This is a genomic window from Alkalicoccus luteus, assembly GCF_012034335.1.
GTDB classification, from domain to species: Bacteria; Bacillota; Bacilli; order Bacillales; family Salisediminibacteriaceae; genus Alkalicoccus; species Alkalicoccus luteus_A.
On the sequence record NZ_JAATHJ010000005.1, the window covers coordinates 106,005 to 120,346 of the forward strand.

Here is a 14,342-nt window from a genome sequence, read left to right on the forward strand (position 1 = left end):
CCCTACCTTCCATCTTAATATGTCTAATATACCATAGTCTGCCACTCAAACCTATGGATTTCATGGAAGCGTTACCAATAAGCTGCCTATAAAAATGGATATAAAAACTCCTGCCGGAAGGTGCGGCAGGAGTCTGGATTATACTATTCATTATTGTCTCCACTGTTATTTCCCGCCCCGTCATTATTTGCTGTATTATTGTTTGCTGTATTTGTTTCAGATTCGGCGTTATCAGGTTCTCCGCTGTTATTTCCACCACTGTTATCTTCAGCATTGTTCCCGCCATTGTTGCTTCCGGCTTCGTTACTGCTTTCATTGTTTCCGCCGGAAGAATTGTTCTCATTTGTGTTACTCTCTGAATCGTTTATATTACCGTTGTTACTGCTGCCTTCATCAGCGTTATTGGAACCGCTGCTGTTATTGTTCCCCTCATTGTTGCCGGAGCTATTACCGTTATTGGAATTGGAAGGGGGGGAGGCCTCATTATTCGAGGCCTCATTGTTTGAATCGTTGTTCCCGCCGCCATTGTTTCCATTACCGGAATTCGAATTTTCATTGCTGTCATTCGAATTGCCGTTTCCATTGTTATCAGAGCTGTCGTTATCACTGTTCGTATTGCTGTTGTTTTCATTGTTTGAATCATTGGTATTGTCCGTATTACTGTTATCATTATCGGAGCTGTTGTCGTTATTATTACTGTCATCGCTTTCGTTATTATCATCGTTATCGTTATTGCTGCTGTTGTTATTAGTTGAATCACTTTCATTATCTGTATCGTTATCTGCATTATCCGAGTCGCTGTTATCGTCCTCATCATTGTCTCCGCCGCTTGTCGTGCCGATCGTGACGGTTGAGCTTGCTGAAGATTCACGGCCGGCAACATCGACTGCGGTTACGTAATAGGCACCGCCGCTGCCGGAATACTCAAAGTCTTCATCCCAGCGGACGCTCGTTACTTCAGAAAAGTCTCCGTCTTCATTAGAAGCGCGATAGATACGATAGCCGACGACATCGCCTTCCTCATGCTCGTTCCACGTAACAGTATCGCCGCTGGTGCTGATCGACGGTGCTCCAGGAGTTCGTCCGTTATCCGGCGCTTCTTCATCTGTTGAGATAAGGTTGTCCCAGTCATCCGGAAGGTACTCAGACAGATCTTCATCTCCGAGATCAAAGAAGTCATCCCGGACCGACACCCCTTGACGAGTGAACTCAGACGGTGTGCTGTCGAGAGCCAGGTAGGTATCGCCATTAACGCGAACATAGTCGACTCGTTCCAGACTGTCATCCGTCTCATCCGGAACAAACTCTTCATTGAAGAGGTCGGTTGTAACAAAGCCGGCTTCTTCACAAAGGTCTGACGGAAGCATGCCCGTAATGCCGCAGATCGTTTCTTCCACGATGCCATCCGGACGCTCAAAGTCTTCTTCCGGAGCCATCAGATCCGGATCAACTTCATAGGCTGCGTTCGCCAGGTCTGCCCAGAGCATCTGCGTACGTGGACCGTAGCCCATGCCGTTATGTTCCTGCACGACACGGAACTGATCATCGTCATAGCCGATCCAGAGCCCCTGGGTGATGTGCGGATTCAAGCCGACAAACCAGGAATCCCGGAGTGCCTGACTCGTTCCGGTTTTTCCGGAAAGGTCAGATTCAAAGTCGAGGTAGCCCGGCAGGTTCGGTGCAGTACCGAGCCCGGATTCCATCACATCACGCATGACGTCTATCATCAGGTAGGCAGTCTGCGGAGAGACGACCTCGACTTCTTCTTCCGTGTCCTGTTCAAAGATTACGTTTCCTTCAGAATCCTCAATAGATGCAATCATGTGTGCTTCCTTACGGTTTCCTTCATTTCCAAATACGGAGTAGGCACTCGTGTTTGCCTCCACCGTCATACCCATCGTACCGAGCGGCGTTCCTTCATAAGGAAGGTTTTCGTCGTACATAAACCGCTCCAGTCCGTAGTTGATCATCGCTTCCCGGGCGAAGTCCTGGTCGACGCGGTGAAATTCGCGAACGGCAGGTACGTTTCGGGATCGGGAAAGTGCTTCTCTCGCCGTGATCATCCCGCTGTGATCGTCGTCAAAGTTTGTGACTTCACGGTCTTCTTCTGATTCGTATTCATACGGCGTATCCGGCGTGATAAAGCCCGGCTGTAAGTCGCCGGTTTCAAAGCCAAGAGCGTAGGTGAGCAGCGATTTCATTGTTGAACCAGTGTGGCGCAGTGCATTTCCTGTCGCGTGGTTGAACTGGCTCTGCTGGAAATCGCGGCCGCCGACGAAGCTGATGATCGCACCTGTCCGGTTGTCAATCAGCACAGAGCCGACTTCTTCCTGATAAGTAACCTCGACTTCTTCGCCTTCTTCATTTTCAACAATATCTGTACGGTCAGGACCGAAGTTTTCGTACTCGGCCACTGCTTCCTGCTGGGCATCGTATATGTCTTTATCAATCGTCGTATGAATCACATAGCCGTTTCGCTGCAGCGCTTCCCGTGCGGCTTCCCGGTAGTTGCTGCTTTGCAGCTGACGGTATTCCTCATCCTCAATGTCTTCCAGGACCACATCATCTTCTTCGAGCAGATGTTCAAAGATAACTTGTTCTGCACGGTCGCGCACGGTATCTACGATGAAAGGATATTCCTCATAACTCGATGGGGTAGGCCCGGTTAAGCTGTCTCTGATATCATAGTCGAGCGCCTCCTCGTATTCCTCATCCGTTATATAGCCGTGGCGGTGCATTCGGTTCAGCACTGTGCTCATTCGGTTTAAACCGGCTTCCATGTCTTCTTTCACTTCTCCGGAGCCGAGAAAAGGAGTGTAGGAGAATGGACTCTGCGGCATACCCGCGATAAATGCAGCCTGTGGAATGTTAAGCTCAGAAGAACTGACACCGAAAATGCCCTGAGCGGCAGCTTCTGCTCCGGCTACCTGGCGTCCGTTTGCATTTCTGCCGAATGGCACGATGTTTAAGTATGCTTCTAAAATCTCGTCTTTTTCCATAAACTGTTCGACCCGCATCGCGAGGAGAATTTCAGCAGCTTTCCGGTCATGCGTGACTTCACTCGAGAGCACCTGGTTTTTCACGAGCTGCTGGGTGAGTGTACTGCCGCCTGTCTGGGTGGCGGCGTTGGAAAAGTCCTGATATACTGCACGCATAAGTGCTTTCGGAACGATTCCGTCGTGCTCAAAAAAGTATTCATCTTCTGTTGCTATCACCGCATTGACGAGGTGATCAGAAATATTCTCCAGATCGACTTCACGTCTTTCCAGCGGAGACGGAAGGTCGCCCAGATATTCATCACCTGCAAAATAGACTTCCGTCGTTTCTTCATAATTAAATATATCAACTGAGAGTTCATCAACATCACGTACTGGTTCATCCTGAACCAGAGAAGCAAAGTAACCTGCACCTGCACCTCCGGCGAACGCTGCACCTGCCAGACCTAAAATAAAGAAGATAAGCAATAAATTCCAGAAAACAGCAGATGTAATACGTACGCCTTTCGTCACAGCGGCTGGTCCGTGGCTCCCGAAAAACCTGGTACGTGAAGAACGTTCTTCACTCACCTGAAAACCTCCTCGCGAAAACATTATCACTCCACATTATATCATACGGCTGCTGAACGCAAATAGGAGTCAAGCCTTAATTCCATAAAGGAGTCTCTTGACTTGGTATTTTGACTGTGCTATTAATAGGTAAGTCAACATGAAGAATTTCACGTAGAAGAGATAAAGTAGCGGGAAGGAACGTCTGCTTCAGAGAGCCGGTGGTGCTGGGAACCGGTGCAGACCCATCCGGTGAATTACGGTCTTGGAGTGGCTTTTCAGAAATGGAAGGCGCTGTCCCGGCGTTATCAGGGAAGAGTGGAAGAGCTGCGTGCTCTTCAACATGGGTGGTACCGCGTAATTTATACGTCCCTTGCTGATTTTCGGCAGGGGGCTTTTTTGTGCGCATCATGATGAAGGAGGAATGGGTAGTGACACTATTAGAAGATTTAAAGCATCGCGGTCTTGTAAACCAGATGACGAACGAAGAGGGATTAAAGGAATTGCTGGATAAAGAGCAGGTGAAGCTGTACTGCGGATTTGATCCGACTGGCGACAGCCTTCATATTGGACATCTCCTCACGATAATTACGCTGAGAAGATTCCAGCTGGCTGGCCATAAGCCGTATCCTCTCGTCGGAGGAGCTACCGGTCTCATCGGAGATCCGAGCGGAAAAAGCGTAGAGCGCACCTTAAATGAACAGAGCGTTGTAGAGGAATTCAGCGACAAAATTAAAGGGCAGCTGATGCGCTTTCTGGACTTTGAAGGCGATAACGCTGCAGAACTAATGAACAACTATGACTGGATCGGACAAATGAGCATTATCGATTTTCTGCGTGATACGGGGAAACACTTCGGTGTGAACTATATGCTTGCCAAGGAGTCTGTTGAAACACGGATTCAGAGCGGAATCTCGTTTACCGAGTTCACGTACCAGATTCTCCAGTCTCTTGATTTCTACCATCTATATAAAGAACACGGTGTAAAGCTTCAAATCGGAGGAAGCGATCAGTGGGGAAACATCACTGCAGGTCTTGAGCTGATCCGCAGAATGTACGGCAAAGAGGAAGAAGAGCGTGAAGCGGTCTTCGGATTTACCATCCCGCTCGTTACAAAAGCCGATGGTAAAAAATTCGGAAAAACCGAAGGCGGTGCTATCTGGCTTGATGCAGATAAAACTTCCCCGTATGAGTTTTACCAGTTCCTGCTGAATACGGAGGATTCTGATGTCATAAAGTTTCTTCATTACTTCACTTTCTTAACATCGGATGAAATCGATAAGCTGCAGACAGAGGTGGAGGAGCGCCCTCACGAACGAGCCGCCCAAAAGCGACTTGCTGAAGAACTCACAACATTCGTGCACGGAGCAACAGCGCTCAGCCAGGCGCAGAACATTACGAATGCACTGTTTGGCGGCGGTAGCTTGAAGGAGCTTTCGAAGGAGGAAGTGCTGCAAGGATTCAAGGATGTGCCTTCAGCGGATATCAGTGAAAATACGATGCCGCTCATTGATCTGCTGATAGCAGCCGGCATCGCACCATCGAAGCGTCAGGCGCGGGAGGACATTAAAAACGGGGCGATTTCTATTAACGGAGAACGCTGCCAGGAGCTCGACAAGGTGGTCGGAACTGAAGAAAAGCTGGAAAACAGCTTTACGATTATCCGCCGCGGAAAGAAAAAATTCTTTCTTATTAAATGGGTGTAAACGAAAGAAGCCGTCTCGATGCAGAGACGGCTTCTTTCCAGAGGGTTGATAACGTAATTTCAGGTGAATAACCTTGCATCTGCCTACACCTGCGGACACTCGCTTTCCGGAGGGAACGGGCTCAGCTAACCGCTTCTTCCTTTCGTAAGAAGCGCTGGATCTTCGCCTCTTTCTGATCCTCCCGGAGTCGAGATCCTTCGATGTCGGCAGCTGGCAGTCCGGTTGACACGCCTGGTGGTGGTTCACACGATCTTGTTCCATATGGATGGAACCTTTATATAGGCAACGCTTCGACGTCGAATAAGGATGCCAGTACGTCAACGTATCCACCAAAAAAGCCGCAGCGTCAGCGATCGGAACGTTTTTCTCCATCAAACAAACCCGTTTTCCCGTCGTGTCCGGCGTGCCCGTGAAAGCCGCGCTCTCCTTCCTGCAGACAGGTACCACCTGAGAAATAGCTGAAGACAAGCCCACGGCAGGCTTCCGCCGGTAAACAGAGGGGAAATACAATCAATCGAATAAACATGTAAACAAGTTGACTTGATCAACAGCCTGGAAAGAAGCCGTCTCGCTGCAGAGACGGTTTCTTTCATTTTTTAGGGAGGGAGCTGTTTCTGTGAATTCGTTAAGATCGAGTGTTAGAACACGTGCATGAGCTTCAGCCTATGATGTAAAAAACTAAAAAAAGACCCGGACAAACTAGTCCGGGTCGGGATGTTGAGGCTATTAACGGGAATACCACTCAACGATAAGCTGTTCATTGATTTCTGCAGGAAGCTCAGAACGCTCCGGCAGACGAGTGAACGTACCTTCGCGCTTTTCTTCATCAAACTCGAGGTAAGATGGAACGAAGTCGTTTACTTCAAGTGCATCCTTCACGGCATCCAGGTTCATAGAACGCTCACGAAGAGAGATCTTCTGACCAGGTGCTACGCGGTAGGATGGAATGTCTACGCGCTGGCCATCAACAGTCACGTGACCGTGGTTGACGAGCTGGCGTGCTGCACGGCGAGTGCGAGCAAGGCCGAGGCGGTAAACGAGGTTATCCAGACGGGATTCAAGCAGAATCATGAAGTTTTCACCGTGGATTCCTTCGCGTTTGCCGGCAATTTCAAAGAGCTTGTGGAACTGACGCTCGGTCATGCCGTACATGTGACGCAGCTTCTGCTTCTCCTGAAGCTGAAGTCCGTATTCTGTTACTTTCCTGCGGGAATTCGGGCCGTGCTGGCCTGGTCCGTAAGGGCGCTTTTGAAGCTCTTTTCCAGTACCGCTCAGGGAAATTCCGAGACGGCGGGAAAGCTTCCAGCTTGGTCCTGTGTATCGAGCCATAAATAGCTCCTCCTTTTTATTGAAAGAATGTTCGTGAAATAAACAGGTCGTAATCCCGAGTCCCAGCCATTTCATTTTAGGTATCTTCGCCTCGACAGCTAGAGGTTACACAATACCCCTCGACGTTCCGCGGGAATGAAATGAACTGAAAGCCGTTTACGCAGGCTGCCTTATTTGCACAACGTACAGTGTATAATGAAGCAGCCATTGTGTCAATAGTTTACTGCGAATGATCAGGCATTCCTTTCATAACGAAACATGTATCAGTCAGCACATAGTAACCGGCTGCATAAAGAAAAAAGACCCGGCTATACCGGATCTCAGGCTGTTGATAAAGTCTGACAACTTACATGTTTATTCTATTCGGTTGTATTCCACTCCGCTTCCCCACCCTGCCGTGGGCTTGCTTTCAGCCGATGAAGCGTTTTTCGTACAAACGTATGCTGCTTAGCGCAGCAAGTGATGGTCTGTAAGGAATTGCTGACTGAAAAACAACCTTGTGGCTGGTAAAAACTACACAACGCCCGGCAATTGTAACAGAACGCTCCATGAAACTAACTTAGCGGAGGTCAAACGTAACTTACGCACCTTAACAGACCGTTATAACGAATAAAACAACTTAAGCCGTCGCAAAAGTAACATAACGCGAAGGAATTCGAACAGTCGCTCACAACCACGGAGGCGATGATGTCGCTGGTTTATCCTGTCTGCGAAATCATTCAGCGGGGATGTCGCCTACAAATACTTTTCGAGAACGGCTGCGAAGGCTTCGATGCCTTTTTGATCCGTTTCGGTAAAGCGTGCTTTAGACGGGCTGTCGATATCGAGCACTCCGAAGATTTGTCCGTCCTTAAATAAAGGCACGACAATTTCGGAGTTGGAAGCAGCGTCACATGCGATATGACCCGGAAAGGCATGGACGTCTTCAATTCGCTGCGTCTTTTGTTCACTGACCGCCGTACCGCAGACGCCTTTGCCGTAAGCGATATGGACACATGCCGGCAGACCCTGGAAAGGTCCGAGAATCAAGGCATCGTTTTTCCATAGGTAGAAGCCGACCCAGTTGACATCATCTAGGAATTGATTTAACAAAGCAGAAGCATTGCTGAGATTTGCAGTAATATCCGTTTCGCCTTCGAGAAGTGCATCCAGCTGACGTGATAGCAGCGAATACTGCTCTTCAAGCGTGCCGGAAGGGGTAACAGCTTCAAACATGGGACATCATCCTTTTCAGATAAAGTATATGCCGAGCATTATAGCACAGGCTGATCAGCGCAGAAAAGGGCTGTGCTCAGAAAGAAAAGCGTCAACAGCAGCTCTAGAGGCGCCGACCTGGCTGCTTTTGTGGGCATCAGAACCATATACAAGCCGAACCGCTTTCGAACGAGCGTGTTTAAGTGCTTCCGGAGGAGGGTAGTGCTCCCCGCAGAGCGGCTTATAAAGACCGGCTGTGTTAACATCCAGAGCCAGATTCTGTTCCGCTGCTTTGTCAATCACTTCACAAATCCAGGGAAAATCGTCAAAGGTTCTTGGAAACTGCTTTTGAAATTTACGAACGAGCGTTATGTGCCCGAGCCGGGCAGGCTTCCACTTTCCCAGATCAGCAGCAGCAGATGAGAGAACCGTTTCGTAGTACAAGCGGTAGACCGCTTCCAGCGAACCGCATGCTGCAATCAGCTCAGCGAAAGTATCCTCATGGAAATCCATGCAGATGTAACCGGAGCTTATGCGAAGAAAATGAACCGACAAAATAGCATCGTCCAAATAGGGGCCTGTATCATTCAGTAAACGGGTGATCTCCTTTTCCCATCCCGCGATATAATCGACTTCCAGACCTGTCCGGATCTTCAGGTGCCCGTCATACTCCTTTTTCACGAGCCGGCACGCTTCCAGATAAGCAGGCAGGTCAGCATGCTGCATACTGCTGTCCTGATTAGGTACGGGATCATGAAAGCCTTCCGGAAGCGGAGCATGCTCCGTAAACGATATTTCGTCCAGGCCGGCCAGAAGCGCGGCTTCTGCATATTCATTCAGCGTGTCCGCAGATCCGTGCGGACAAAAGGGGGTGTGCATGTGAGCGTCGTGTTTGATGTGCAACAGGAAACATCCTTTCGTTTACAGGGTGTGCAGGTGCGGACAGCTGTTCGCGTTTTAGCACCTTCTTACATGAAAAGGATAAAAAAGGGAGATTAATTGAAAGAAATTGTGGAATAAGTTATTCCAAACGTTGTCTGTCATGATAAGATAGGAAAAGAAAGCTTTTGAATGTACTTATTATAGCATGACTATATACATATTTACTGCTGTCCGGACCGTTTAACGAACAGCAGCTTGGTGAAGGAGGGTTCTGATGAGCTATGTAATTTATGCAGTGATTGCGCTGCTCCTTGCAGGTATTATTTACGGGGCGCTGGCGCGCAGGAACATTTTTAAGGACGTGGACCGGCTTGGCGGACGAAAAGTGGAGCTGATGAACCGACCCGTAACCGAAGAGCTGTCAAAAATGAAAGGATTAAAGCTTTCCGGTGAAACGGAAGAACGCTTCAACGAGTGGCGGCGTGAGTGGGACGAAATTGTAACCGTCCAGCTTCCTGACATCGAGGAAAAGCTTTTCGACATTGAAGAAGCAGCCAACCGCTACCGATTTGGCCGAGCCCGTCAGCTGATCGGAGTTGTAGAAGAAGCGCTCACTGCAATTGAAAAACATATCAATGATCTGATTCATGAAGTGCATGAGCTTGTACATAGTGAAGAACAGAACCGGCATGATATTCAGCGTGTAGAAGAATACTACCAGGAAACGAAAAAGAAACTGTGGGTTCACCGGGGATCGCTCGGAACCGCTGCAGACCGCATCGATAGTGAGCTTGAAGCGGCCCACGGGAATTTTTCTGTTTTCCATGAGCAGACGGGAGAAGGTAATTATTTTCAGGCACGGGAAACGCTCCAGGGAGTGCGCGAGGCGCTGGATCGTATTAACAAACTGATCGATGAACTGCCTTCGCTGCAGCTGAAAGTAAAGCGGGACGTTCCCGCACAGCTGCGTGAACTTGGCGACGGTATAGCTGAAATGAAGGAACAGGGTTATCCGGTTGAACTGCTTGATCTTGAGCCGCTGCAAAAGGAACTTGAAACCAAATGTACCAATGCGGAAGAAGCGCTTGATGAGCTCGACGTTGCAAGTTCATCGGTACTGCTGGAAGAGGTAGAACAGGACCTCCAGCATATTTACGCAAGACTGGAAGAAGAAGCGGTTGCGCGTCAGGATGCTGAGACGTCTCTCCCGGAAACTGGTGCAAAGCTTGAAAAGGCAGGCTCACTGATTGAGGCGATGAAAGTAGAGCTTGAAACGGTACGGCTCAGCTATCAGCTTTCTGAGAAGGAAGAAGCGGAACTTGCAGCAAGTGAAAAGAAGTGGAAGGAACTTGTCTCCGCGTTTCGGGTGCTGGAAGCTTCGAAAGAAGAACGGAATCAATCCTTCTCTGCTATTCAAGAAAGATTAAAGGAGCTTGATGCGGAAATCGCGGAAGTTGAAGCCGCGCTGGCATCCATGAAAGAAAATCTCGGTCATCTTCGGGAAGATGAACTGAAGGCAGTAGAAACGGTTTCAGAAAAGCGCCGCTATCTCCGCGGTATTAAGCGCAGGGTGGAACGTTGTTCGCTGCCAAAAGTGCCGGATCTGACGAAGAATCAGCTGCTTGAAGCGGAAAAGCAGATTACGAGGGCAGAAGAGCAGCTGGAAGAAGCACCGCTTGTAATGGAGGACGTACGACAGGCCGTTTCAGAGGCCGCATCGGAGATCGATAAAGCCGCTGCGATGGTAGATAAGATGATTGCAGACGGAGAGCTTGCAGAGCGTGTTATTCAATACGGCAACCGCTACCGGACGCAACACGATGAGGTGCAGATTCTGCTGCTCCAGGCAGAAGACCGCTTTCGGCAGGGACATTATGAAGAAGCAGTTGAACTGTCCGTTAAAGGAGTCGAAAAAGTTGATAAGCAGGTGCTGGATAAAGTGAACGGAACGGCATCAGAACTGAACAGCAAAGCGGGCAATGCCTGATTGAAAAAGACCAGACAGGAGAATACACTCCCGACTGGTCTTTTTTGTACAATTCGGACCTGTATCCGTATTTTTACCTAATATTCACGTTAAAAATGTTCACTGTAGTTGATTTTATGCCGATAAGGGGTATAATAGTACTAAAATCATGTGAGGCGGAAGGACTGAAGCAGCGTGAAGAAGGAATGGTTGATTATCGGTGCCACCGGTGCAGTGTGTGCTGCGGTCTGGGGCGTCCTCCTGATGACCGTTTTAGAACCGGACGAATCTGAACAGACGGAAGCGTCCCTTTCAGAAGAAGAACAGTCACTCGTCGATTTTTACGCACACCAGGAAACAGAAGATCAATCAGCAGCAGAGCAGGACGAATCATCTGCATCAGAAGAGGAAAATCAACCAGCAGCAGAGCCGGACGAGCCATCTGCATCAGAAGAAGAAAATCAATCAGCAGAGGAAGCAGAAGTCGAACTGGAAGATGTGCCTGATCGGCTGATTGAAAAAATACAGGACCAAGGACTTGAAGTGAAAGATATTGAGGACGCTGCGCCGGATCAACGCATGTCCATTGACGACCTGCTCGCTTTTTTGGAGGAGCTCGAATCACTTGATTAACCGCAGTTCAATGTAAAAAAGAGTCACCTGGAGCATTCATGGTGATTAGAGACCCACGCTCAATTAGAAGCGTGGGTTCTTTATTGGTCAGTAACACAAAAAAATCCTGACATGGCGCTCAGACAAATGGTGGACATGCAGGGCACGGCGCCCTCCTGCAGGAAGCCTGATACTGGAGCATGTTCGCAACGGGTGATCAGAAGAAACCCAGGTTGACAGACACATCAGACGAAGCAAACGGGTGAAAAGGAGGACTGGAAAAGCAGGTCTATGTATGATAGGATTTTCCGGTGAATAATTGCACGGGAGGCCTCAGCAATCATGATATATCTGGATAACAGTGCAGCAACTATCCCGGATGAAGAAGTACTTAAAACATTTACTAAAGCATCCAGCGCATACTTTGGCAATCCTTCCTCTCTCCATAAGCTTGGGGGAGAAGCTTCAGCGCTGCTTGAAAAAGCTCGTGAAAAAGCAGCTGAACTGCTGGAAGCTGAACAGCATCAAGTGCTGTTTACTTCTGGTGCAACCGAATCGAATAATCTCGCTGTACAAGGAACGGCGTATGCGAGACAAAATCGAGGAAAGCACGTTGTTGTTTCTTCTCTCGAGCACCCGTCCATTTTGGAGGCAGTGGCTTATCTGGAACGTGAGGGGTGGGATGTGACCCGCGTTTCTCCGCAGATGAATGGTGACGTGACGGCGCAATCGGTAAAACGTGCACTTCGCGAAGATACCGTGCTCGTCTGCATGATGCACGTGAATAATGAAACGGGAGCGATCCTTCCGGCAGAGGAAGTCGGCCTTATGCTGAAGCGCTACCCCAGGATTCATTATCATGTTGATGCTGTTCAGGCCGTTGGGAAGATCCCGGTATCATTTCGAACAATCGGGGCAGACTCTCTTTCCATTTCCGCTCATAAAATTCACGGCTTAAAGGGGACAGGCCTGCTAGTTTACCGGGATACCAGAAACCTGACGCCTCTGTTTTTCGGCGGAGCTCAGGAATCCGGAATAAGAGCAGGAACAGAAAATCCTGCGGGCGCTGCTGCCGCGGTGAAAGCGCTGCGTCTTGCCGTGTCGAACCGTCCGGAACATGCTGCTCACATGCGGGACTTGAACGTACAGCTTGAAACATTTTTCAAGGAGCGGAAAGAAGTTGTAATAAATTCACCTGCTCAACGGGCTCCGCATATTATCAATGTGTCCTGTCCGGGCCGAAAAGCAGAAACCGTTGTCCATGCACTCGAGCAGAGAGAGATTTATATTTCGACGACGAGCGCCTGCTCCTCCAGAGTCTCAAACGAAAGCAGCGTACTGAAAGAAATGGGAGCCGACCAGTCTGTCGCAGAGAGCGCTGTAAGAATCTCGCTATCCGGAAGAACGACCGCCGAAGAAATCGGCTCCTTTATGAAGGCATGGGAGCAAACAGTGCCGGAAGTGACGCTGGCGAAAGGAGCAAAATAATGAAGCATGATGCGATATTAATCCGCTATGCGGAGCTCGCTATAAAAGGACGCAACCGGAAAAAATTTGAACGAAGACTGGAAAAAAATATTCAGCAGCTGCTGAAGCGTCGTTTTCCGGCAGCAAGAACCTCCAGGACGTTCGGCAGGCTGTTTGCAGAAACGAACGGCGAAGACAGCAAAGAGGTTCTGGAAGCACTTCGGCACGTGTTTGGAATATCTTCTGTCAGTCCGGTCGTTCGCACGGTGAATAGAGAGGCTGATATAAAAGAAGGGGCGGCGGCTGTCATTTCAGACGCACTCGCTCAAGGGAAGCGTTCATTCAAAGTGTCCTGCCGCAGAATTGACAAAACATTCCCGACTGGCTCTCAAGACATGAATCAGCTGATCGGCGCACACCTGCTCGGACAATTTCCAGAGCTTACGGTAGACGTGCACCATCCGGATGTGGAGCTGACAGTGGAAATCAGGCAGGAAGGAACAGCGATTACTGGTGAAAAGCTTAAAGGGGCAGGAGGTCTGCCGACCGGAACCGGAGGCCGTGCCATGCTGCTTTTATCAGGAGGAATCGACAGTCCGGTAGCAGGATTTGAAGCGATGAAACGCGGAGTGACGCTTGAAGCTGTACACTTTCACAGCCCGCCTTATACGAGTGTTCAGGCGAAGCAGAAGGTGGAGGATCTTGCTGCAGTTCTGTCTGCATTCGGAGGAGCGGTCAAGCTTCACGTCGTTCCGTTTACCGAAGCTCAGCTCGCTGTTCATCAGCAGGTTCCGGACAATGTAGAAATCACTGTGATGAGACGTTTTATGCTTCGCATCGCAGAGCAGCTGGCAGAAAAGGATGGCTTAAAAGCGCTGATCAGTGGTGAGAGTCTTGGCCAGGTCGCAAGTCAGACGCTGGAAAGCATGTACGCCATTAATCAGGTGACGACAATGCCTGTTCTCCGGCCCCTGATTACGCAGGATAAACTGGACGTTATCGAAAAGTCGCAACGGATCGGTACGTACGACATATCGATTCGTCCGTTCGAGGACTGCTGCACGATTTTTCTGCCGTCTGATCCAAAGACGAAGCCTAATGCTGAAAAAGTAGCCTATTATGAAAGCTTTCTTGCGATTGACGATATTGTAAACGACGCGGTTAAACGTACCGAAGTCCGCATCATTGATGGTCGGACACAACAAGATGAGGAGCTTGAAGACCTCTTGTAAGGCTATAAAGCAGCAGGCAGAATCTCCAGACATACAGGGGATTCTGTTTTTTTTAGCGCTGTGCATTATTATTAAAAAGCTTTTCATAAATGTGAAGCAGGGATACTGGAAGCATGAAGCGTACTCTAAAAATCGTTGTCGTTCGGGGTCCTGAATGGGCGCGCAGCCGTTGCCTTTTTATAATAAGCTGTACTTTGAGGGGAGGAGAGGTCTCTGAATGTGGAGGAGAAAAGGCCTTGCATGATAACGATACCTGCTTAAAAGAGGAGACTGCAATTTGCAGAAAGAAAGGTTCGTCTGAGTAGTTATAAGTCGGATCAAGACGAATCTGGAACAATGGAGTACTTGGGGCGGCTTTTTATCCGGACGTGATCAGACAGATCGGCGTTCGTTCGAGCCCTTTGCTGCA

The 14,342-nt window shown here is 49.1% G+C and carries 9 protein-coding genes and 1 other annotated feature; of the genes, 5 read left to right on the forward strand and 4 right to left on the reverse strand.

Annotated elements, in window-relative coordinates:
* Nucleotides 1–143 precede the first annotated feature (143 nt).
* Nucleotides 144–3,566 (reverse strand): transglycosylase domain-containing protein, encoded by a 3,423-nt coding sequence (locus HCN83_RS05230; protein WP_343033657.1) that lies wholly within the window; start codon nucleotides 3,564–3,566, stop codon nucleotides 144–146.
* Between the two features lie 145 nt (nucleotides 3,567–3,711).
* Nucleotides 3,712–3,922 (forward strand) — a binding site (T-box leader).
* 54 nt (nucleotides 3,923–3,976) lie between these two features.
* On the opposite strand from HCN83_RS05230, the gene tyrS reads away from it, so the two are divergent.
* The gene (tyrS, locus tag HCN83_RS05235; RefSeq protein WP_168005336.1) at nucleotides 3,977–5,251 is read left to right on the forward strand and encodes a tyrosine--tRNA ligase; all 1,275 of its coding nucleotides are present in this window, start codon (nucleotides 3,977–3,979) and stop codon (nucleotides 5,249–5,251) included.
* Nucleotides 5,252–5,977: 726 nt separating this feature from the next.
* Here the strand turns inward: tyrS and rpsD are convergent.
* The 3 genes from rpsD to hisJ form a co-directional block, all read right to left on the reverse strand.
* Nucleotides 5,978–6,580 (reverse strand): 30S ribosomal protein S4, encoded by a 603-nt coding sequence (rpsD, locus tag HCN83_RS05240; protein ID WP_168005271.1) that lies wholly within the window; start codon nucleotides 6,578–6,580, stop codon nucleotides 5,978–5,980.
* A gap of 735 nt (nucleotides 6,581–7,315) precedes the next feature.
* Nucleotides 7,316–7,795 carry a GAF domain-containing protein gene (locus HCN83_RS05245; RefSeq protein ID WP_168005272.1) on the reverse strand — a complete coding sequence of 160 codons (480 nt, stop codon included), beginning with the start codon at nucleotides 7,793–7,795 and terminating at the stop codon, nucleotides 7,316–7,318.
* 54 nt (nucleotides 7,796–7,849) lie between these two features.
* A complete protein-coding gene (hisJ, locus tag HCN83_RS05250; RefSeq protein WP_168005337.1) occupies nucleotides 7,850–8,653 on the reverse strand; it encodes a histidinol-phosphatase HisJ in 804 nt (267 codons plus the stop codon).
* A gap of 277 nt (nucleotides 8,654–8,930) precedes the next feature.
* Between hisJ and HCN83_RS05255 the strand changes: the two genes are divergently transcribed.
* From HCN83_RS05255 to thiI, 4 genes are all read left to right on the forward strand, one after another.
* Complete coding sequence (locus HCN83_RS05255; RefSeq protein WP_168005273.1) at nucleotides 8,931–10,643, forward strand: septation ring formation regulator EzrA; 1,713 nt, start codon at nucleotides 8,931–8,933, stop codon at nucleotides 10,641–10,643.
* A 174-nt stretch (nucleotides 10,644–10,817) separates the two neighbouring features.
* Nucleotides 10,818–11,255: a hypothetical protein gene (locus tag HCN83_RS05260; RefSeq protein WP_168005274.1), complete on the forward strand. Its 438-nt coding sequence runs from the start codon at nucleotides 10,818–10,820 to the stop codon at nucleotides 11,253–11,255.
* A 321-nt stretch (nucleotides 11,256–11,576) separates the two neighbouring features.
* Nucleotides 11,577–12,722, forward strand: coding sequence for a cysteine desulfurase family protein (locus tag HCN83_RS05265; protein ID WP_168005275.1), 1,146 nt, complete (start codon nucleotides 11,577–11,579; stop codon nucleotides 12,720–12,722).
* Nucleotides 12,722–13,933 carry a tRNA uracil 4-sulfurtransferase ThiI gene (gene thiI, locus HCN83_RS05270; protein ID WP_168005276.1) on the forward strand — a complete coding sequence of 404 codons (1,212 nt, stop codon included), beginning with the start codon at nucleotides 12,722–12,724 and terminating at the stop codon, nucleotides 13,931–13,933. Before HCN83_RS05265 ends, thiI begins: the two co-directional genes overlap by 1 nt.
* The last annotated feature ends 409 nt before the right edge of the window (nucleotides 13,934–14,342 follow it).

Bases quoted from the DNA above. Each gene is read 5' to 3' on its own strand.
- HCN83_RS05245 (WP_168005272.1), bottom strand. From the start codon at position 7,795: ATGTTTGAAGCTGTTACCCCTTCCGGCACGCTTGAAGAGCAGTATTCG.
- thiI (WP_168005276.1), top strand. From the start codon at position 12,722: ATGAAGCATGATGCGATATTAATCCGCTATGCGGAGCTCGCTATAAAA.
- HCN83_RS05265 (WP_168005275.1), top strand. From the start codon at position 11,577: ATGATATATCTGGATAACAGTGCAGCAACTATCCCGGATGAAGAAGTA.
- hisJ (WP_168005337.1), bottom strand. From the start codon at position 8,653: ATGCACACCCCCTTTTGTCCGCACGGATCTGCGGACACGCTGAATGAA.
- HCN83_RS05255 (WP_168005273.1), top strand. From the start codon at position 8,931: ATGAGCTATGTAATTTATGCAGTGATTGCGCTGCTCCTTGCAGGTATT.
- rpsD (WP_168005271.1), bottom strand. From the start codon at position 6,580: ATGGCTCGATACACAGGACCAAGCTGGAAGCTTTCCCGCCGTCTCGGA.